Origin of the sequence: Arthrobacter sp. UYP6 (genome assembly GCF_040547315.1) — a bacterium.
GTDB lineage: Bacteria > Actinomycetota > Actinomycetes > Actinomycetales > Micrococcaceae > Arthrobacter_B.
Map to the genome: position 1 here is coordinate 124,195 of NZ_JBEPPM010000008.1, position 20,213 is coordinate 144,407.

A 20,213-nucleotide genomic window follows, 5' to 3' on the forward strand; every position below is an offset into this window, starting at 1 on the left:
TCAGTTCAGGACGGGCTGCGGCAGCGCACCCACCGACGCCGGATCGGCCAGCAGCCCGGCGAACACCAGTTCCGCCGCGCCCACCAGCAGCAGTTCGGTGCCAAGGGCGGCACGGCTGATAGTCACGCCGCTGCCCAGCCCGCCGATGGCGCCGTCCGCCACCGCGGCCTCCAGCCGGCCGGGGGCAAGAGAGTGCAGGACGCCCAGGAAACCGCCCAGGACGATCGTGCCCGGATTGAAGATGTTCACGAAGTTGGTCAGTGCCACCGCGAGGAGGTCCAGCTGCCGGTGGGTCTCGGCGCTCAGTGCGGGGGAGCTGTCCCGGACGATGGCGGCTTCGAGCTGGTCCTGATCGGCATGTTCCAAGCCCAGAATGGCCAGCAACCTGCCCAGGCTGACCTCCGTTTCCAGGCAACCGCTGCGGCCGCAGTGGCAGGGTGTGCCGCCGGGGGTCACCACGGTATGGCCCAGTTCCCCGGCATATCCGCTGGCTCCGCGCAGCGGCACACCGCCCACCATCGCGCCGCCGCCGATGCCGCTGGCGCTGCCGTTGAGGTAGACGACGTCGGACGCTCCCACGGCGGCGCCGAAGAGGCTCTCGGCCAGCGAACCGAGATTGGCGTCATTCGCGGCACGGGCAGGCAGTCCCAGCCCGGCGCTGAGTGCGGCGGCGAGCGGCTCATCGAACCATTTGAGATGCGGTGCCAGGAGGACCGTGCCGATGGTGCTGTTGACCAGTCCGGGCACGGCGGCCCCCACCCCCGCCACGCGGGTCATCCCGGCCAGCTCGGTCTGCATGCCTTCCACCACGGCCCTGGAGATGTTGACGGTCTCGGCAACCGTGGGCAGGGATCCGGCGTCGTACCGCACCCGGCGGTGAACCGTACCGCCCAGCCCGATCAGGCCCACGGTGACGGCGTCGACGTCGGGATGCACTGCAATGGCCGCAACCCGTTCGTTTGCGTGGACCAGCGGGCTGGGCCGTCCCACCCGCTTGAGGGCCGGCGGATCAGTCTCATAGGCCAGCCCCAGTTCGCCCAGCTCGGCCACGAGGGCCCCCACGGTGGAGCGGTTGAAGCCGCAGAGCCGGGTCAGCTCGGCGCGGGAGAGCGGCCCTCGGCGGTGCACCAGCGTCAGGATCCGCGAGAGGTTCTGGGCGCGGATGCTCTCCGTGCCGGAGGAAGTGCCGGTGCTCATGCTGCTGCCGTTTCTGCTGGAGGTGGTGTCCGGACCCGCGCTGGCTGCTGTGGCAGCGACGCGGACCGTTTCTCACCCTAACCCCCACCGCCGTGCTTTGCCTGCTTTTGTTGTCGCAGATGAGTATTCCCGCGGATCTGGCCCTGTATACCGATGCGGTCTTGAAAAAACCATTGACACTGGAGGTATTACCGCCATAAGTTGTTGTTCCCAACTAATATCGGCTCTTGGAGTGAATAGTGACAACGACGCCCTCACCATCCGACCGTTTTACCTTTGGCCTCTGGACAGTGGGCTGGACCGGCAACGATCCGTTCGGTGTTCCCACCCGTGCAGATCTGGACCCGGTGGAGGCCGTGCACCGGCTGGCCGATCTGGGGGCCTACGGCATCACGTTCCACGACAATGACCTGATTCCGTTCGACGCCACAGCGTCCGAGCGCGAGCGGACCCTGAAGAACTTCCAGGCAGCCCTGGCCGAGACCGGCCTGAAGGTCCCTATGGTGACCACCAACCTGTTCAGCCATCCGGTGTTCAAGGACGGTGGATTCACCTCCAATGACCGCTCCATCCGCCGCTTCGCGCTGCGCAAGGTCATGGCCAACATGGACCTGGCCGCTGAAATGGGTGCCGAAACCTTCGTCATGTGGGGCGGGCGTGAAGGCGCCGAATATGACGGCTCCAAGGATTTTGCCGCCGCCTACGACCGCATGAAAGAAGGCGTGGACACCGTTGCCGGCTATGTCAAGGAGAAGGGCTACAACCTGCGCCTTGCGCTGGAGCCCAAGCCGAATGAACCCCGCGGCGACATTTTCCTGCCCACTATCGGCCACGCCCTGGCCTTCATCAACGAGCTGGAGCACGGCGACATTGTGGGCCTGAACCCGGAGACCGGCCACGAGCAGATGGCCGGGCTGAACTTCAACCACGGCATCGCCCAGGCTCTCTGGGCAGGCAAGCTCTTCCACATTGACCTCAACGGCCAAAAGTCCATCAAGTTCGATCAGGATCTGGTGTTCGGCCACGGCGACCTCACCAGTGCGTTCTTCACGGTGGACCTGCTTGAAAACGGATTCCCCAACGGCGGCCCCACCTATGAGGGTCCGCGGCACTTCGACTACAAGCCCTCCCGCACCGAGGGCTACGACGGCGTCTGGGAATCCGCCAAGGCCAACATGTCCATGTACCTGCTGCTCAAGGAACGCGCCGTCGCTTTCCGCGCCGATCCCGAGGTGCAGGAAGCGCTGGCCACCTCCGGGGTGTTCGAGCTGGCCGAGTCAACCCTGGACGCCGGCGAAAGCACGGCGGAGTTCCTGGCGGACACGTCCTCCTTCGACGATTTCGACGCCGACAAGGCCTCGGAGCGCTCCTTCGGATTTGTCCGGCTGAACCAGCTCGCGCTGGAACACCTCATGGGCGCCCGCTAGAACGCTTCCGCCCTGCCGCCGGGTCCGTTGTTACGGGCCCGGCGTTGCGGTGTCTGACGAGAACGACGACGAACAAGGAAAGGTACCGCCATGGCATTGGTCGCCGGAGTGGACAGCTCCACTCAATCCTGCAAAGTGGTCATCCGGGACTCCGCCACCGGCGCCCTGATCCGCTCCGGAACCGCACGGCACGCGGACGGCACCGAAATTGATCCGGAAGTCTGGTGGCGCGCGCTGCAGGAGGCGGTGGACGCCGCCGGCGGATTAAACGACGTCGAAGCCGTGGCGGTCTCCGGCCAGCAGCACGGCATGGTGTGCCTGGACGAGGACGGCGCGGTGGTCCGCCCGGCCCTGCTGTGGAATGACGTCAGGTCGGCGGCGGCTGCCGAGAAAATGGTCGCCGACGCCGGGCCCGACGGCGCCCGCTACTGGGCGGGGGAGACCGGCACCGTTCCGGTGGCCTCCCTTACCGCCGCCAAGCTGCGCTGGCTGGCGGAAAATGAACCCGAGAATGCAGCGCGGACCGCCGCGGTGTGCCTGCCGCACGACTGGCTGAGCTGGCGGCTGGCCGGCTTCGGCCCGGGCAGCGGCCGCGCCGGACTTCAGGCGCTGCGCACTGACCGCTCGGATGCTTCCGGGACCGGGTACTGGTCCCCGGCCACGGGTGAATATCTGCCCGCTGTCCTGGAAGAGACGCTGGGACATGTGCCGTTGCTGCCGCGCGTACTGGGGCCGCTGGAAGCGGATCAGCGGACGCCGTCGGGCGCTGTCATTGCACCGGGCACCGGAGACAACGCCGGTGCCGCCCTGGGCGTAGGAGCCGGGGTGGGTGACGTCGTCGTCTCCGTGGGTACTTCGGGTACCGTTTTCGCGGTGACGCAGGATCCGTCCGCCGACGCGACGGGGCTGGTGGCCGGTTTCGCCGACGCCACCGGCCACTTCCTGCCGCTGGCCTGCACACTCAACGCGTCAAGGGTCCTGGATGCCACCGCGGCGCTGCTGTCCGCGGACCTTTCGGAGCTGACCCGGCTGGCGCTGGCCGCATCGGACGGGGCGGGCGGGTTGAGCCTGGTGCCGTACTTTGAGGGCGAGCGGACCCCGAACCTTCCCGAGGCGACCGGTTCGCTGCATGGAATGACGCTGGCGAACTTCACGCCGGAGAACCTGGCCCGGGCCGCCGTCGAAGGCATTGCCTGTTCCCTGGCGGATGGGCTGCAGGCGCTGCAGGACCTGGGCATTGAGGTGCAGCGCGTGATCCTGGTGGGTGGCGCGGCCCGCTCGGAGGCGCTGCAGCATGCTGTTTCCGCGGTCTTCGGGCTGCCCGTGAGCGTTCCTGCACCCGGGGAATATGTGGCCGACGGCGCTGCCCAGCAGGCTGCGGCCGTGCTGGCCGGTGCATGGCCCGAGTGGACAGCGGCGAGTGAGTCGGTGGTGAAGGCTGCTCCCGCGCCGCAGATCCTGGCGCGCTACCGGCAGGCTGCGGCCACGGCACGGTAGGTTTGGCCTTCTCTGCTTTCTCGGCCAGTGTGGGCTTCTCGGCCGGGCTAAGCGGCACGGGCGCCGAGTGTCGAGTTAGTGGCCCTTCGCCGCGTCCATTGTCGCGGCGATGTTGGAATGCGCGCGAGAAAGCGGCATGATCGCGACACTCGTTGGGCGAAAGCGGCACGACGTCGACACTCGGCGGTCAGTCGCTAGCCGACAGCCACGGCGCCAGCCGTTGCAGCCTCGGACGACGCCCCGGCGGCGGTCATTTCCCGCAGGAAGTGCACGGCGGCGACGTCGTCCTCGGCACCTCCGCCTTCGTGTCCGTTGAACGGCCACGCCGTGATCTGCTTCGGTCCGGCGTAGGCATTGTAGGCGGCGTAGACGGTGGACGGGGGAGTGACAGCATCCATGAGTCCGGCTGTGAACAAAGCCGGAACCGTGGCCTGGGCAGCGAAGTTCACGCCGTCGAAGTAGCGCAGCGTCTCCTGTGCCCGATCGGCCTCGGTGCGGTGGACGGACAGGAAGTCGCGCACTTCGCGGTACGGATAGGCGTCCGTGATCTGCAGGGCGCGCGGGAAATCGGAGAGGAACGGAACCCGTACCACGGCCCCGCGCAGACCGGGGCAGAGCGCCGTGGCGGCCAGAGCGACGGCGCCGCCCTGGCTGATGCCGGTCACTGCCACCCGGTCCGGATTCACGACGGCCAGCTCGCGGGCCGCTTGGACGGCCCGGACCGCGTCGGTGAACAGCCGGCGGTAATAATAGGTCTGCGGATCCAGGATGCCGCGAGTCATGACGCCGGGAACCTGCGGCCCGCCGCTTCCGGCACCGTCCGGCGTCGCGCCCTTGCTCCAGGAGGCGCCCTGGCCGCGGGTGTCCATGTGGAGGTGCGCAAAGCCGGCACCGGCCCACAACAGATTTTCGTGCGGTTCACCGCGCCCGCCGCCGTAGCCAACGAATTCCACCACGCACGGAAGGGCTTCCGCGGCGCCGTGCGGCAGCCGCAGCCAGGCGCGCACCGGCTCGCCGTTCCAGCCGGCAAACTCCACGTCATACACATCGATTGTTTCCAACACCGTGGGCTCCGCAGTGACCGTCAGGTTCAGGGGGTGGGACCGTGCCTCATCCAGGGTTTCGGACCAGAACTCGGCGAAATCGGCCGGGCGGGTCTGGGAGCTGGTGTAGGCCCGAAGCTGGTCGGCGGGCAGGTCGGAATACATGGCGGGGAAGTCCTGTCTGTCAGGGGATGCGGCAGTGCAGCGGTGAGAGCCACGACACAGTGTATCCGCCGGACGGGCGCCGGTTCCCATCGGTGCCACACTCCGGACGCCCTGCCTCTCGAAGTCACGCTCCGGGACCGCTCAGCCCAGCTCGTGGATGGAAAAGGCCGCGAGAAAACCCAGCGCGGCAATCAATCCAGTGAACATGTGGCTTTCCTCGAAGGCCTCCGGAATCATTGTGTCCGCCAGCATGGCCAGAATTGCTCCGGCGGCAATGGCCGTAATGAAAGCAATGAGTTCAGCGGGGGCGTCCTGCAGGGCCATAAAGCCAACCATCGAGGCTAGCCCGCAGATCACCGCAATGCCGCCCCAAACACCGAAGACGTACTTGGCGCTGCGCCCGGATACCTTCATGCCCGCGGTGCTGGAGAGACCTTCGGGGACATTGGATATGAACACTGCCGCCAGCATGGCCGGGCTGACCGCCGAAGCCGTCACCAGTCCGAGCCCGAGCACCACGGATTCGGGAATTCCGTCCAGCAATGCACCGATGGCAAGGGCGCTGCCGCTGCCGGACTGATCCGCTTCGCGCGGCTGCTGGGAACCGGAACGCTTGCGGTGCCGTGCGCCGGCCCGGGCCAGCAGAAGGTTGGCGCCAACGTAGGCCACGGCGCCGGCCATGAAACCGGCAACCGTGGGCTGGAGCCCGCCGCCCCGGACTGCCTCGTCAACAAGTTCGAACGCCAGCGCCGAAATGAGCACCCCGGAGCCGAAGGCCATGATCGAGGAAACAACCTTGGGGTGGATCTGCCATCTCCAGGCGATTCCGGAGCCTACCACCAGTGCCGAACCGGCAACCGTTCCCCACAACAGTGCCGCAAACCACGAACCCAAAGCGTGTCCTTCTCCAGAAATACCGATATTCGGTACTCAGGATACTTACTTTTTGCGGGCTATTTTTCCCTAACTTCGGCGGCGGCTACGGTATCAGGGTGCACGACGGCGGCCTCCAGCCTGGCCACCCCGCCCCGCCGGTACGCCGGTGTGGCCACGGCAAGGATGAGGGTCATCAGCACGCAGCAGCCGATGATGACGCCGGACATGGCCAGCGCACCGCCGCCGAAGACTCCCACCAACGGACTGACGACGCCGGCGATTCCCACCTGCAGGGCTCCGATCAGGGCCGCTGCGGAACCGGCCATGTGACCGTAGTTGCCCAGTGCACTGACGGTGGCGTTGGCGGCGATCAGCCCGTGCATGCCCAGCACCAGCCACAGGCCGGCGGCCAGGCCAAAGACGCCGCCCAGCCCGGTGAGGATGATGACCGGCAGCAGCAGTGACAGCCCCAGCAGGACCGGAATGGTGATGCGCATGATGCGTGTGGGGGAGGAGCGGTGCACCAAGGCGGCGTTGACCTGCGCGGAGAGCACCATGCCGGCCCCGTTGACGGCGAAGACCAGGGCGTACTGCCCGGGGGTCAGGCCGTATTCGTCCTGGAAAACGAACGGAGAGCCCACCACATAGCTCATGATGACGGCCATGCCCAGCCCGGGAATCAGGGCCAGGGCGAGAAAGTGCCGGTCCCGCAGCAGCACCCGGTAGCCGCGGAAGGCGCTGGGGCCTCCGCGGGTTCGCCGCCGTTCAGCGGGCAGTGTTTCGGGCATGAACCGCCAGACAATCAGCACCAGCACCAGGCCGATCAGGGCCAGGGCCACGAACACTGCCCGCCACTGCCAAATGCTTGCTACCGCCTGGCCGATCGTGGGGGCCAGCAGCGGCGCCAGCCCAATGACGAGCATCAGCCGGGACAGCAGCCGTGCGGCGTCCGAGCCGGAAAAGCGGTCCCGGATGACGGCGATTGCCACCACACCCGCGGCAGCATTGAAGAATCCCTGCAGAACCCGCAGCCCAATGAGCGTGCCGATGTCCGGCGCTACGGCGCAGAGCAGGGAGACAACGATGTGCAGGCTAATGCCGATCAGCAGCGGAAGCCGCCGGCCGACCCGGTCCGAAAAAGGGCCGATGACCAGCTGCCCGACGGCGGCGCCAATGAGGGTTCCCGACATGGTGAACTGCGCAGCGGCCTGGCTGGTGTTCAGCTCCGAGGCGACGGTTGGCAGCGACGGCAGGTACATGTCCGTGGTGACGGCCGGAAGCGCCGCCAGGGCGCCCAGCATCAGGATGTACTTAATCCCTGGACGGTAGTTCGGGCGGACGCCCTGGGTCCTGGGGGGAAAGCTCAACGGGGCTCCTGTTTCAGATGCGGGTGAGGTAAGGCTCAGAGGAAGTGAAGGGAAGGAACGCCGGCGGCGGCCCCGTCCAGCCTAGGGGTGCCCCGGTGAGGGGAACAAGGGTGCAGGGCAGTGGCGTGCGCCACTGTGAGTCCCGAAACCGGCCCGGTCGTAACTAGGACCGGTCGGCCGGCGCCCGAACGGCGTCCAGAAAGGTTTCCGCCATCAGCCCATGGTCCAGGCGCAGGGCCACCTCGATGACCGGCACGGGACCGGCGTCGCCGTGGTGCTCGCTTTCCCCGGGCTGCAGCCGGCGGTCCACCAGGGTTTGTCCGCGGCTGTACCCGGACAGTTCCACCCGTACCGGATAACGCAGCAGCTCCACCGTTTCCGGAACCGCGATCAGGCAGGCGGCGCCGGCATCACCGATGGTCACCGGCTGCGGCTCCGCAGCCCCACCCCGGAGCCCGCTGACGGTGAGGATCTCCCCGACCAGCCGGGCGCCGTCGTCGTCCGCGTCCGCCAGCGGAAGGTACTGGCCGGGTTCCAGCGTGGCCTGCATGAAAACATCCAGCCCGTACATGAGGGTGGGGATGCCGCTGTGGATCACCATGGCCAGCGCTTCGGGGTCGTGCCAGGCGTTGAACTCGGCGTGCGACGTCGCGTTCCCGACGCCGGCCGAACCGCCCATGAACACGATGCGCTCCAGCTTGCGTGCGGTGGCCGGATAGGCCCGCAGGAACACGGCCACATTGGTCAGCGGGCCCAGCGCCAGCAGGGTCACCGGAACCGGCGAGTCCTCGATGGTGCGGTGCATCAGCTCGACGGCGGCCAGGGTGCTGGGGGAGTGCGGGCTGCGCGGCAGCTCCAGGCCGCCCAATCCGTTGGCGCCGTGGAAGGCATGGGCGTTCCGGGGCTCGTTGATCAGGGGCCGCTCCGCGCCGCGGGCCACGGGCACGCCGCCGGCACCGGCTGCGTGCAGCACGTCCAGGGTATTGCGGAGAACCTGGTCGACGTCGGTGTTGCCGGCCACGCAGGTCACGGCCAGGAGATTGATCCGCGGATCCCGGGCCAGGAACACCAGCGCCAGCGCATCGTCCATGCCGGTATCGACGTCGGCCAGGACGGCGGCGGCTACGGGGGCGGGCCGGGCATCCGGCGAAAGAACAGGCGCAGGATCGGCCACAGGGCTTGGTGCAGGGGTGTTCGCAGCTGCGGATGCAGGGCTGGGGGTGCTCATTGGGACTCCGTCAGTTTTGGGATTCCAGTCTAGCGAGCACGCTGACTCTCGTTGACCGTGAAACAGGCACGTTTCACACTGGGAGGAGCCCGGCGACGCAGTATCGGCCGCGGGTTCCCGCCACCGTGAAGAGGCGAATTCCATGGATCAGAGATTCAGAAACTACACCGACTGGCAGGACACCGCCGACACTCTGCACCTGTTCCTGCAGATGGCGGGCAAAGTGAAACTGGCCCGCAGCTACAAACGTCCGGAGTGGGCGCATGTTCGGCTGGACACCACCATCCAGGGCATCGGTACGGGAATTATCCCCGCCGAGGGCTGCAACTTTGAGATTTACTTCAACCTGGCCCAGCACCATGTGGACGTGCAGAACAGCCTGGGTGTGCGGGTTCGAATTCCGCTGCTGGACGGACTCAGTGTTGCTGATTTCCACCGGGAACTGATGGCGTCGCTGGACATGATCGGCACTCCCACGCCGATCAACACCACGCCGCAGGAGTTCCACGATCCCACACCCTTTGACCGGGACACCAAGCACCGCTCCTATGACCGGGACGCGGTGGAGCTGTTCCTGGCGAACCTGCAGTTTGCCTATCGGTCGCTGTCGGGTTTTCTGGCGCCGATGCGCGGAAAAGTGGATATGCCCGCGTTCTGGTTCGGCACCATGGACCTTTCCGGCAACGTGTACAGCGGGCAGCCCGCACCGTACTCGGGGACGGACCCGATCGGCAGGAACGGCTTCGACGAGAAGTTCTTCGAAGTTGGTTTCTGGCCCGGCGACACCAAGATGACAGCGCCGTCGTTTTACGCCCTGCCGTATCCGTTCCTGGCGGACATCGGCAGTTACGGGTCGCTGCTGGCACCAACGGCGGCGCAGTTCCTGGCTCAGGAGAGCGAGTTTGTCTTCCGGCTGGAGGATGCCTTTGCCGCGCCCGATCCGCAGCAGGCTGTGGAGGAGTTCTGCCGGTCCAGCTTCGGGATCCTGCAGCGGGTGGACCGGTGGAAGGACCTGGACTGGATCACCGAACCGCTGACCTACGGCAGCTAGCTGCCGCGAAACCCGGCGGGTACGGACCTAGCGGGTGTAAGGGCGCAGCGGCTGCGGGCCGGGTCCATCAAAGGGTTGATCTTCCTCGCATCGATGCTTCCGGGAGCCCGGCCGGAACGGCTGCCGCGATACGATACTGACAAGACGTTGGTAACGTCGCGTTTGCCGCAAGCATCCACCCCGACCGAGAGAGCCTGATGACTCCCCGCACTTTGTTCCGCAGCCTGGCCTTTGCCGAGGCCGTCACCTGGACCCTGCTTCTGGCCGCCATGTTCACCAAATACGTTTTGGACAACGAGGCCTTTATGCCGATCGCCGGCGGCATCCACGGGTTTGTGTTCCTTTCCTACGCCGCCAGCACCGTCTTTGTGGGCGTCAACCAGAAATGGTCTGTTGGCACCATCTTTCTGGGCCTGGTGACGGCGGTCATTCCCTACACCACCATTCCTTTTGAACGCACCATGGACCGGCGGGGAAAGCTCGACGGCGGCTGGCGGCTTGCCCCCGGCGGTGAGGCCCCCGCCGGTGCCGCGGAGAAGATCCAGGCTGTGGTGCTCCGCCGTCCGGCCGTGTCCGTGATCGTGGCCCTGGCGGCCATCGCCGTCGTCTTCACCGTGCTGCTCATCCTGGGCCCGCCCGTTTCGGTGAGCTAACCTCTCTACTATCGGCCGGCGCCCGGGAGCAGCGAATAGCGGCGTTCGGGCCGGCCGGCACCGTAGCGCAACCGCACTTCGACGCTTCCTGAGTTCGTCAGATACTCCAGATATCGCCGGGTGCTAACGCGGGACATGCCCAGCGCTTCAGCTGTTTCAGTGGCTGAAAGGTCACCCTTGGCGACAGTGAGCGCTGCCGCCACAAGCCGGAGGGTTTCCACGCTGCACCCTTTGGGTAAAGGTAGCTTGGCGGGGCGGTCACAGCCGAACACATGATCGATGTCCGTTTGCGTTGCACTTTCCGTACCCGAGACCAGCGGACGGTACGTCAGCCGATAGTGCTTCAGCCGCTCTCTGAGATCAGCTCCTGTAAACGGTTTCATCAGATAATGGACTATGCCGCCGCGAAGCGCACGCCGGACGGTGGCTGTTTCCCGGGCTGCACTAATAACAATGACGTCCAGTTCGGGGGCAACTTCCCTGAGCTGCGCCAGGAGGTCAAGCCCGTTGATGTCTGGAAGGTGGATATCAAGGAGCGCAAGATCCGGCTCCAGACGCAGAGTTTCCTTCAAGGCAGTGGCGCCTGTGTGGGCCGCGCCGACCACTTGGAAGCCTTCTGCCTGACTGACGAATCCGGCGTGGACCCGGGCCACCATGAAATCATCATCGATGATGAGTACTTTGATCATTTGCTGGTCCCCTCTCTGACCGGTTGTTCCACAGGTGCCGGAAGTCGTGCCGCGAAGACAGCTCCGCCGTCATTCCACACCTTGACGTCTCCGCCCCGGCGCATGCAGGTGAGCCGGGTAAGGGCGAGCCCAAAGCCGCGGCCGCCCGCGCCCTTGGCGTCCTTGGTGCTGAATCCCTGACGGAAGATGTTCCTGCTCATCTCGGTACTGACCCCGGGGCCCGTATCCCGGACGAGGATGTTCAAACCGGCGGTATCTTCGGTGATGGTGACGTGGACTTGGGCTTCGGTCCCGCCGGCCGCAGCGTCTATGGCATTGTCTACCAGGTTTCCTACAACGGTGGTGAGATCGAGGGTGAGGTTCTCATCAGCCCGTCCCATCCTGGATTCGCTGTTTAGTTGCAGGGAGACTCCTCGCTCGGCCGCCAAACTCGTTTTGGCGATAAGCAGCGCTGCCAGCGTGGGGTCCCCGATGCAGGAGGTAATTCCCTGGTGCAGGCTGCTGCGGCTGCTGCTCACGCCATTGACATACGTCACCACATCGTCGAATTCCCGCAGCTGAATCAGTCCGGAGATTGTGTGGAGCTGGTTCGCGAACTCGTGGGTCTGGGCCCGCAGCGTCTCAGTGATTGTCCTAGTGATACCCAGTTCCGCCTCCAAGTAGGAGAGCTCGGTGCGGTCGCGCATGGTGGTGACAGATCCCAGCTGGCTGCCGCGGGAACTGAGCGGCTTGCGGTTGAAGACCAAAACCCGATCGTTGACCAGGACAAGCCGATCTGTGCCCACCTGCTCGCGGGTAAGGACGTCCTGCAGGATTGGCTCAATTTCCATATCCGCCAACGTGCGGCCCACTGACCCCGGCGGCAGGCTCAGCATCCGGTAGGCGCCGTCGTTGGCCAGAGTAATGCGGTTCTGCATGTCCAGCGCGAGTACGCCCTCTTTAACGCCGTGCAGCATGGCCTCCCTGTGCTCCACCAAGGAGGTGATCTCCTGGGGCTCCAGACCCAGGGTTTGGCGTTTGACCCGCGCCGCCAAGAGCAGCGAGCCCACCGTTCCCAGTACACCGGCCACGGCGAGGTAGATCAACAAGGTAGGCGTTGCAATGCTCAGCCGTTCCACCACGGACGGGTACTCCATACTGACAGCGGAAATTCCCACTATTTCACCGTCGTCACCCAGTATTGGAACATGCGCAGAAACAAAAGTGCGCCCAGCGGTTTCCGTCAGGCCGGTCCAGGACCGTCCGGAGAGTACATCGCTGGAACCGAGATCCAAGACAGTATCAATCTCGGCGGGGTCGGGGGAGGTGAGGATCCGCCGGTTCGGAGAAGCCAGGATCGCTGAGCGTGCCCCGGATACTGAGCGAACTGATTCAGCGACGGAGGGCAGAGCTGCCCCTACTCTGGGATGGGCGTTCGGTAGAAGGGTTCGCACAGCAGGCATCGATGCCATGCTCTCCGCGGCTGAAAGGGCTTTGCGGGATTCCGTCCGCAAGGTGGATGCTGCGGACTGCGTGATGGATAGGGCCAGCACTGCTACAAAGACAGCAAACACAATCAGGGACTGCAGTCCCAGATACTGGGAAGCCAGGGACAATCGCCAGCGCGGCTTCTTTGCCGCACCGTAGTGCTTTTTCAGCACAGGATTCTTCCTCCGGTCAACGCGCCGTCTCGGGCAAATGGATTGTCCGGACACCCGGATGGCAAGAGACTATACCGTTCATTGGATTCCAATTCCCGTCAAGGTGAACACAATGAACACAACGTACACAGTGACCACAACAGTGACGTGCGTCACAAGCAAATCCTAGGGTGAGGAGGCTTGCACGTCACTACAAGAAAAGGTTGTTCAAATGCGCCCAATGAAGGGTCTGCGGCTGGCTGCAGTTGTTACCGGGATTGTGCTCTCCGCTTCCGCCTGCGGAGTGACTGGAGGAGCGGAAGCTGAGGAGGGCGATGGATCATCAGCCGGGGTTTTGTCCGGCCTCCGGATTCTGGTTCCCAACACTCCGGGCGGAGGTTATGACACTACCGCCCGCGTCGCAGCGAAAGTCATGGATCAAACCGATATCGCTTCAGGCACCGAGGTTTTCAACCTTGCCGGAGCGGGCGGCACCGTCGGTTTGGCGCGGATTGTCAACGAAGAGGGCAATGGTGACCTGACGATGCTTATGGGGCTGGGGGTTGTGGGCGCCAGCTACACCAATGACTCTGAAGCAAAACTCACGGAGACCACACCGCTGGCCCGTCTCATCGAAGAGCCGGGCGCCATTATGGTGTCGAAGGATTCTCCGTACCAAACAATGGATGACCTGGTCCAGGCCTGGAAGAAAGACCCGTCGGCCATCTCAGTAGGCGGTGGCTCCTCCCCGGGAGGCCCCGACCACCTTCTCCCCATGCAGCTGGCTGACACGCTGGGCATCAATCCGGCGGATGTGAACTTTGTATCCTACGACGGCGGCGGTGACCTCCTGCCGGCCATCCTCGGAAATAAGCTCGGGTTCGCTGCCTCAGGTGCCGGGGAATACATCGACCAAATCAAGACCGGCGAAATCCGTGTGCTGGCGACCAGCGGGGAAGATCGGCTTGAGGGTGTAGACGCACCTACGCTCACAGAGTCGGACATTGACCTTGTCTTCACTAATTGGCGCGGCATCGTTGCCCCTCCCGGAATCGACGACGACGATCGGGAGAAGTTGGTTGCCGCGCTGGAGAAGATGCAGGGCACCGATGAATGGCAAGAAGCCCTGGCCACGAACGGCTGGACGGACGCCTTCATCACCGGTGAGGAGTTCTCCGCCTTCCTCACGGAGCAGGACCAGCGGGTCTCCGACGTCCTGTCCAAGCTCGGGCTGGCATGAGCCAAACAGTTAGTCCGCTCAAAGGCCGCTCCGAGCTGGGGATGGCTCTCCTGCTCGGAGCGGTGGGAATCATCGTTATCTGGGACGCAACAACCCTGAAGGTTGCATATTCCAACTCGGACCCGGTGGGACCGAAGACGCTTCCCTACATTGTGGGCGGGCTCCTCCTGGTGTGTGCGGCCCTGCTGGCGAGGGAAGTCATGAAGGGCGGGCACGGCGAAGTCGAAGGAGGCGAGGATATTGATCTCAGCCACGGAACAGACTGGCGCACAGTAGTCCCTCTGGTGGCCGCGTTCATCGCCAACATACTTCTCATCGACATTCTTGGCTGGGTTGTTTCGGGCGCGATCCTTTATTGGGGCAGTGTTTGGGCTCTCGGCAGCCGGCACTATGTCCGGGACGCAATTGTTTCCGTGGTGCTTTCACTGATCACGTTTTACGGTTTTTACCTGGGCCTGGGCATCAAACTGCCTGCAGGTGTCCTGGACGGAGTGCTCTGATGAACAGCTTGAATCTCCTGATGGATGGCTTCGCCACTGCCGCGACGCCGATGAATCTGCTGTACGCGTTCGTGGGCGTGCTGCTGGGAACCGCTGTTGGAGTGCTGCCCGGCATTGGCCCTGCCATGGCAGTGGCCCTCCTGCTGCCCGTTACCTACGGCATGGAACCGACAAGTGCCTTCATCATGTTTGCCGGAATTTACTACGGCGGCATGTACGGCGGTTCCACCACATCCATCCTGCTTAACACGCCGGGTGAATCCTCCACTGTCATTACTGCCATCGAGGGCCACAAGATGGCCAAGAGCGGCCGTGCCGCGCAGGCTTTGGCGACCGCAGCCATCGGATCCTTCGTGGCCGGAACCATCGGCACCGCGCTGTTGGTGGCGTTCGCGCCTCTTGTGGTAAAGTTTGCCGTGAGCCTGGGTGCTCCCAGTTATCTGGCCATCATGGTGCTGGCGCTTCTCGCCGTTACAGCGGTACTGGGGACCTCCAAACTGCGTGGTTTCGCATCCCTTGGACTTGGGCTGGCCATTGGCCTGGTGGGAATGGATCCTGTTACCGGCCAGCAGCGGTTGATTTTCGGTATGCCTCTGCTCGTCGACGGGCTGGATATCGTAGTGGTTGCGGTGGCCATCTTTGCCGTCGGGGAAGCACTATGGATTGCAGCGCATCTGCGCCGGACGGCCTTGAGCATTATTCCGGTTGGGCGGCCATGGATGGGCAAAAACGATTGGAAACGATCGTGGAAACCCTGGCTTCGGGGCACAGCATTTGGTTTTCCTTTCGGGGCCTTGCCTGCCGGCGGTGCTGAGATACCCACGTTCCTTTCCTACGTCACCGAAAAGAAGCTCTCCAAACATCCGGAGGAGTTCGGGCACGGGGCCATTGAAGGTGTAGCCGGTCCGGAAGCTGCTAATAATGCCGCCGCTGCGGGAACGCTGACACCAATGCTGGCTTTGGGCCTGCCAACAAATGCCACGGCCGCCGTCATGTTGGCTGCCTTTGTGCAATATGGCATCCAACCCGGGCCATTGCTGTTTGAAAGCGAACCTGAACTGGTCTGGGCCCTGATTGCCAGCCTGTTTATCGGCAACACCCTCCTGCTGCTGATCAATCTGCCGCTGGCACCGATGTGGGCCAAATTGCTCCGGCTGCCCCGTCCATATCTGTACGCCGGCATCTTGTTCTTTGCCACATTGGGGGCCTATGCAGTGAACCTGCAGGTGTTTGACCTTGCGATCCTGCTGGTGCTGGGCATCCTGGGCTTTGCGATGCGGCGTTTTGGCTTCCCGATCCTGCCGCTGGTGATCGGGCTGATCCTCGGACCACGGGCTGAAGGGCAGCTGCGGAAAGCGCTGCAGCTTTCCGCGGGAGACATTTCGGGATTGTGGAGCGAACCAATCGCCGTTGCGGTGTATGTCATTGCCGCAATTGTCCTGGCCTGGCCGTTGTTCATGAAGCTGTGGCGCAGGAGTCATCCGAAGCCGGCAGCCTCGATGGAACGTGCGCCGGCCCTTCCCACGGATCCGGACGAGGCAGCGTTGGACGCGCAGTCGGAAACGGTCGGCGGACAAAGCGGCTCACCGGCAGATACCGAAATTTCCGGAACAGAGACACAGGGAGCCGAAAAGCCATGAGCATATTGGTGGGATACATCAACACGGCCGAAGGGCTGGCTGCCTTGGACCGGGCCGTGGAGGAAAGCACACTGCGCAAGACGTCACTGGTGGTCATCAACACTTCCCGCGGAGACGCCCTGGTTGACGAGAGGTACCTGCAGGCAGATGACATCCAGTGGCTCCGGACAAAAATGGATGACACGGACACAGACTATGAACTGGTCCAGGCAGTGCGCGGACAGGACGCTGCGGAGGAAATCCTGACCGTAGCCGAGGAACGAGGGGTTGAACTCATCGTTATCGGCCTGCGGCGTCGAACTCCGGTGGGCAAGCTGATCATGGGCAGCACTGCGCAGAGAATCCTGTTGCAGGCGCACTGCCCGGTGCTTGCCGTAAAGAGTTAACCCTCCCCCGCGAACATACAGAAAGTGCACGTCTCAACGCTGAGACGTGCACTTTCTGTATGTTCGGGGGAAAAGGGGGCCGGGGAGGGCCGAAATGACCCGGTGGGATGGAATTCGGAACCCCTGCAAGAACGGAATCCAAAAGTTCACCTGCGGTTTCCTTGCTTTCGTTTAATCGCCGTGGGTACTGTGGCGCCATCACTGCACGCCGATGGAGCAACTTTGCCCTCCGGATGGGAATGACTGAATGAGGGATTTCGGCAGGGCGGAAAGATGAGCGCCCCGGGAGGCACGGCAGCGGAAACCGCTCCTCAACGGAGACAGATACCTCCTCCGTCGGAGCGCACGGCGGACCGCGGAAGCATCAGGGCCTGGTGGTATTTGGTCCCGGCGCTGCTGGTCTTTGCAGCGTTTCTGTTTTATCCGCTGGGACGGTCGGTGTTTTTATCCTTTCAGGGAAGTGACCTTTTTGGCCGTCCCTCCGGCTTTGTGGGTCTGGACCACTATGTCCGGATGTTCTCCGATTCCGGGTTCCGGACGGTCATGCTGGTAACGCTGGGATTTACCGTCCTGACAGTGATTCCGTCCATTGCACTGGCCCTGGTGCTCGCCTTACTGCTGCACCAGAAAATTAAAGGCGTGCGGTTTTTCCGGACCGCCTTTGCCCTGCCCTTTGCCTATTCGGTGGCCACGGCATCGGTGATCTTCGGGGTGATGTTCAATCAGGCCACAGGGGTGCTCAACGGCATGCTCGCGTTCTTTGGCGTGGACCGGGTTGGGTGGCTGACGGATCCTGCCTGGGCACTGCTGTCGGTTTCCCTGGCCACGGTCTGGATGCAGCTGGGCTACAACCTGCTGGTGCTGTCCGCCGGACTCGGAGCAGTGTCCGAGGACGTGGTGGAGGCGGCGCGGCTTGACGGCGCACACGGGTGGCGCATGCAGCGCTCGATCATTGTGCCGCTGCTGACCCCGCAACTGTTTTTCCTGCTGGTCACCGGAACCATCCATGCCCTGCAGAGCTTCGGCCAGATCCATATCCTCACCAAGGGCGGCCCGCAGGACAGCACCACCACGCTGGTCTACTCAATCTACGAACAGGCCTTTGCGAACAACAACTCCAACTTTGGTTATGCCTCGGCGCAGGCCGTGGTGCTGCTGATCATTGTGGTGGTGGTGTCCGTGGTCCAATTCGGCATCCTGGAGCGGAAGGTGTTTTACCGGTGAGCCGCACAGTAACCGCGGCCGCTGCCCGAGGCGGCTCCCGAGCCGGTGCCGGAACCGGCTCCCCGCGGGGGCTTGCCCGCACCCCGCGGCGGGTCCGCCGTCCCTTGACCGTGGGCCGTGTCCTCACGTATCTGGCGCTTACTGCCGGCGCCGTCGTCGTGCTCTTTCCGGTGTATTTCGGTTTTGTGGGCTCCTTCATGGGCCCGGGAGACATCAATTCCTATCCGGCGTCACTGTGGCCGTTTGACGGGTTCCGGGCGGAGAACTTCACCGGAGCCCTGAACAGCATTCCGCTGGGCAGGCAGTACGTGAACTCGGTGGTGATGGCCGGCCTGATCACGCTGGGCCAACTGGTCACCTCCATGCTGGCCGCCTACGCCCTGGTGTTCCTGAAGGTCCGCTGGCGCTCGTTCTGGTTTGCGTTGTTCCTGTGCAGCATGATGGTGCCCTCCGAGGCCATCATCATCCCGAACTATCTGACGATGAGCTCCCTGGGCCTGATCAACAGCACTCCCGCCCTGGTGCTGCCGTTCCTGGCCCACGGATTTGGCATTTTCCTACTGCGCCAGGCGTTCCTGTCCTTCCCCGTGGAGCTGTGGGAAGCGGCGCGGATCGACGGCGCCGGGCACTTCCGCTTCCTGGTCTCCGTGCTGGTGCCGCTGTCCAAACCGACGCTGGCTGCACTGGGCATCTGGTCCTTCCTGTCCGCCTGGAACATGTATTTCTGGCCGCTGCTGGTGACCCAGACTCCGGAGATGCAGACTATCCAGATTGGCATCACGCAGCTGCGTTCCGCGGATAACTTCAACGCCGGGCTGGTCCTGGCGGGAACCGTACTGGCCATTATTCCCACCCTCCTGCTGGTGATCTTCGGCCAGAGGTTTATTGTCCGCGGCCTTACCGCCGGTTCCATCAAATGACCGCCCGACCATATCGACCTGTGAACCACCGATGAAGGGGAACTACATGCGCACCACACGACGACGTCGAATCCTGCCGCTGGCGGCCGGAACTGCGGCCCTGGCTCTGGCGCTGTCCGCCTGCGGCGGCGGGGGTGATGATGCGGCCGACGGCGGCGCGGCGCCGGCCGCCGATGTCCTGGAACAGACCGACGGCGTCACCGAGGTTAATTTTTGGCATTCGATGGACGGCACCAACGGTGAGACGCTCGACGCGCTGATTACTGAATTCAATGCTGCCAATGAGGGCAAGATTGAGGTCAAGGGCGTCTACCAGGGCGACTATGACACCACGATCACCAAATACAAGGCGGCGGTGCAGTCCGAGAGCACTCCCACCATGGTGCAGATTTATGACATCGGCACCCAGTTCATGATCGATTCCGGGGCGGTGCTGCCCACCCAGGCCTTCATCGACCGGGACGAGTACGACGTGTCGGATCTGCAGCCCAACATCGCCGGATACTACTCGATCAACGATGAGCTGTGGTCCATGCCGTTCAACACCTCCATGCCGGTGCTCTATTACAACAAGACCCTGTTCGAGGCCGCCGGGCTGGATCCGGAAACTGCTCCGCTCACCCTGGACGAGGTGGGCGCAGCCGCGGATACGCTGTCCAAGGTCAACGGCGGGCCGGCGGAATTCGGCTTCAACGCAGCCATCTACGGATGGCTGCTGGAACAGGAGATTGCTGCCAACGGCGAGCTCTACTGCAGTCCGGACAACGGCCGGTCCGGCGAGCGGGCCACGGAGTACACGCTGAACAATGATTCCGCCGTGGAGTTTGTGGACTGGTGGAAGGACCTGGTGTCTACAGGCGTTGCAGGGAACACGGGCCGCGCCACGGCGGATGCGCAGAACGCGTTCAAGAGCGGCACCATTGGGATGACGCTGGAATCAACGGGCGCCCTGCGCGGAATGCAGAAGGCTGCCGAGGAGCAGGGCTTTGAACTGGGTGTGGGGTTCTATCCGAAGATTGAGGAGAACGACTCCGGACCGATCATCGGCGGAGCCTCGCTCTGGATTTCCGGAGAGGGACACTCCGATGCCGAGAAGGAAGCCTCATGGCAGTTCATGCAGTTCCTGGCCGAGCCTGCCACCCAGGCCACCTGGCACACCGGCACCGGCTATTTTCCCATCTCCCGGGCTGCCCTGGATGAGCCCAAAGACGTGGCCTGGCGCGAGCAGTACCCGCAGTTTGATGTAGCCGTGCAGCAGCTCGAAGACACGCAGCTGACGTCGGCAACACAGGGCTGCTCCGCCGGATCCATGCCGCAGGCCCGCAAAGCTGCAGAGGATGCCCTTGAAGGTGCCCTGCTGGGAGGAGACAGCAAAACCGAACTCACGGATGCCGTCACTGAACTCCAGCGGGAAGTGGAGAACTACAACAACTCAGTGAAGTAGCCTCCTGCTGTACCCGGGCCCGGCGGCAGGCGTCCGCTGGCCCGGGC

The 20,213-nt window shown here is 64.0% G+C and carries 18 protein-coding genes; 11 read left to right on the forward strand and 7 right to left on the reverse strand.

What is annotated here, in order from left to right; all coding sequences use genetic code 11:
* Positions 1-1,197, reverse strand: a complete 1,197-nt coding sequence (locus ABIB35_RS08795) for an ROK family transcriptional regulator (RefSeq protein ID WP_354180640.1) — start codon at positions 1,195-1,197, stop codon at positions 1-3.
* Between the two features lie 239 nt (positions 1,198-1,436).
* On the opposite strand from ABIB35_RS08795, the gene xylA reads away from it, so the two are divergent.
* On the forward strand, positions 1,437-2,624 hold the full coding sequence (gene xylA, locus ABIB35_RS08800; protein WP_354180642.1) for a xylose isomerase: 1,188 nt from the start codon (positions 1,437-1,439) through the stop codon (positions 2,622-2,624).
* 90 nt (positions 2,625-2,714) lie between these two features.
* Positions 2,715-4,121 carry a xylulokinase gene (locus ABIB35_RS08805; RefSeq protein WP_354180644.1) on the forward strand — a complete coding sequence of 469 codons (1,407 nt, stop codon included), beginning with the start codon at positions 2,715-2,717 and terminating at the stop codon, positions 4,119-4,121.
* A gap of 194 nt (positions 4,122-4,315) precedes the next feature.
* On the opposite strand, the gene ABIB35_RS08810 is transcribed toward ABIB35_RS08805, so the two are convergent.
* From ABIB35_RS08810 to ABIB35_RS08825, 4 genes are all read right to left on the reverse strand, one after another.
* Positions 4,316-5,329: an acetylxylan esterase gene (locus tag ABIB35_RS08810; protein WP_354180646.1), complete on the reverse strand. Its 1,014-nt coding sequence runs from the start codon at positions 5,327-5,329 to the stop codon at positions 4,316-4,318.
* A 141-nt stretch (positions 5,330-5,470) separates the two neighbouring features.
* Positions 5,471-6,223 (reverse strand): ZIP family metal transporter, encoded by a 753-nt coding sequence (locus ABIB35_RS08815; RefSeq protein WP_354180648.1) that lies wholly within the window; start codon positions 6,221-6,223, stop codon positions 5,471-5,473.
* A gap of 59 nt (positions 6,224-6,282) precedes the next feature.
* On the reverse strand, positions 6,283-7,572 hold the full coding sequence (locus ABIB35_RS08820) for a multidrug effflux MFS transporter (RefSeq protein ID WP_354180650.1): 1,290 nt from the start codon (positions 7,570-7,572) through the stop codon (positions 6,283-6,285).
* A 163-nt stretch (positions 7,573-7,735) separates the two neighbouring features.
* Positions 7,736-8,800, reverse strand: a complete 1,065-nt coding sequence (locus ABIB35_RS08825; protein ID WP_354180652.1) for a nucleoside hydrolase — start codon at positions 8,798-8,800, stop codon at positions 7,736-7,738.
* Between the two features lie 142 nt (positions 8,801-8,942).
* Here ABIB35_RS08825 and ABIB35_RS08830 point away from each other — a divergent pair, with 142 nt between their 5' ends.
* Positions 8,943-9,851 carry a DUF5996 family protein gene (locus ABIB35_RS08830; RefSeq protein ID WP_354180653.1) on the forward strand — a complete coding sequence of 303 codons (909 nt, stop codon included), beginning with the start codon at positions 8,943-8,945 and terminating at the stop codon, positions 9,849-9,851.
* Positions 9,852-10,048: 197 nt separating this feature from the next.
* A complete protein-coding gene (locus tag ABIB35_RS08835; protein ID WP_354180654.1) occupies positions 10,049-10,504 on the forward strand; it encodes a DUF3817 domain-containing protein in 456 nt (151 codons plus the stop codon).
* A gap of 8 nt (positions 10,505-10,512) precedes the next feature.
* Here ABIB35_RS08835 and ABIB35_RS08840 read toward each other — a convergent pair whose 3' ends face one another.
* Complete coding sequence (locus ABIB35_RS08840) at positions 10,513-11,193, reverse strand: response regulator (protein WP_354180656.1); 681 nt, start codon at positions 11,191-11,193, stop codon at positions 10,513-10,515.
* A complete protein-coding gene (locus tag ABIB35_RS08845) occupies positions 11,190-12,833 on the reverse strand; it encodes a sensor histidine kinase (protein ID WP_502915758.1) in 1,644 nt (547 codons plus the stop codon). The genes ABIB35_RS08840 and ABIB35_RS08845 overlap by 4 nt, the downstream gene beginning before the upstream one ends.
* 211 nt (positions 12,834-13,044) lie before the next feature.
* Between ABIB35_RS08845 and ABIB35_RS08850 the strand changes: the two genes are divergently transcribed.
* The 7 genes from ABIB35_RS08850 (at position 13,045) to ABIB35_RS08880 (ending at position 20,166) form a co-directional block, all read left to right on the forward strand.
* Entirely contained in the window at positions 13,045-14,052 is a 1,008-nt protein-coding gene (locus tag ABIB35_RS08850; protein ID WP_354180658.1) for a Bug family tripartite tricarboxylate transporter substrate binding protein, read from the forward strand.
* Positions 14,049-14,552 (forward strand): tripartite tricarboxylate transporter TctB family protein, encoded by a 504-nt coding sequence (locus ABIB35_RS08855; protein ID WP_354180660.1) that lies wholly within the window; start codon positions 14,049-14,051, stop codon positions 14,550-14,552. Before ABIB35_RS08850 ends, ABIB35_RS08855 begins: the two co-directional genes overlap by 4 nt.
* Positions 14,552-16,192, forward strand: a complete 1,641-nt coding sequence (locus ABIB35_RS08860; protein WP_354180662.1) for a tripartite tricarboxylate transporter permease — start codon at positions 14,552-14,554, stop codon at positions 16,190-16,192. The genes ABIB35_RS08855 and ABIB35_RS08860 overlap by 1 nt, the downstream gene beginning before the upstream one ends.
* Positions 16,189-16,578, forward strand: coding sequence for a universal stress protein (locus ABIB35_RS08865; protein WP_354180663.1), 390 nt, complete (start codon positions 16,189-16,191; stop codon positions 16,576-16,578). The genes ABIB35_RS08860 and ABIB35_RS08865 overlap by 4 nt, the downstream gene beginning before the upstream one ends.
* Before the next feature lie 438 nt (positions 16,579-17,016).
* Positions 17,017-17,802, forward strand: a complete 786-nt coding sequence (locus tag ABIB35_RS08870; protein WP_354180665.1) for a carbohydrate ABC transporter permease — start codon at positions 17,017-17,019, stop codon at positions 17,800-17,802.
* Complete coding sequence (locus ABIB35_RS08875) at positions 17,799-18,722, forward strand: carbohydrate ABC transporter permease (protein WP_354180667.1); 924 nt, start codon at positions 17,799-17,801, stop codon at positions 18,720-18,722. Before ABIB35_RS08870 ends, ABIB35_RS08875 begins: the two co-directional genes overlap by 4 nt.
* 46 nt (positions 18,723-18,768) lie before the next feature.
* Positions 18,769-20,166, forward strand: coding sequence for an ABC transporter substrate-binding protein (locus tag ABIB35_RS08880; protein ID WP_354180668.1), 1,398 nt, complete (start codon positions 18,769-18,771; stop codon positions 20,164-20,166).
* The last annotated feature ends 47 nt before the right edge of the window (positions 20,167-20,213 follow it).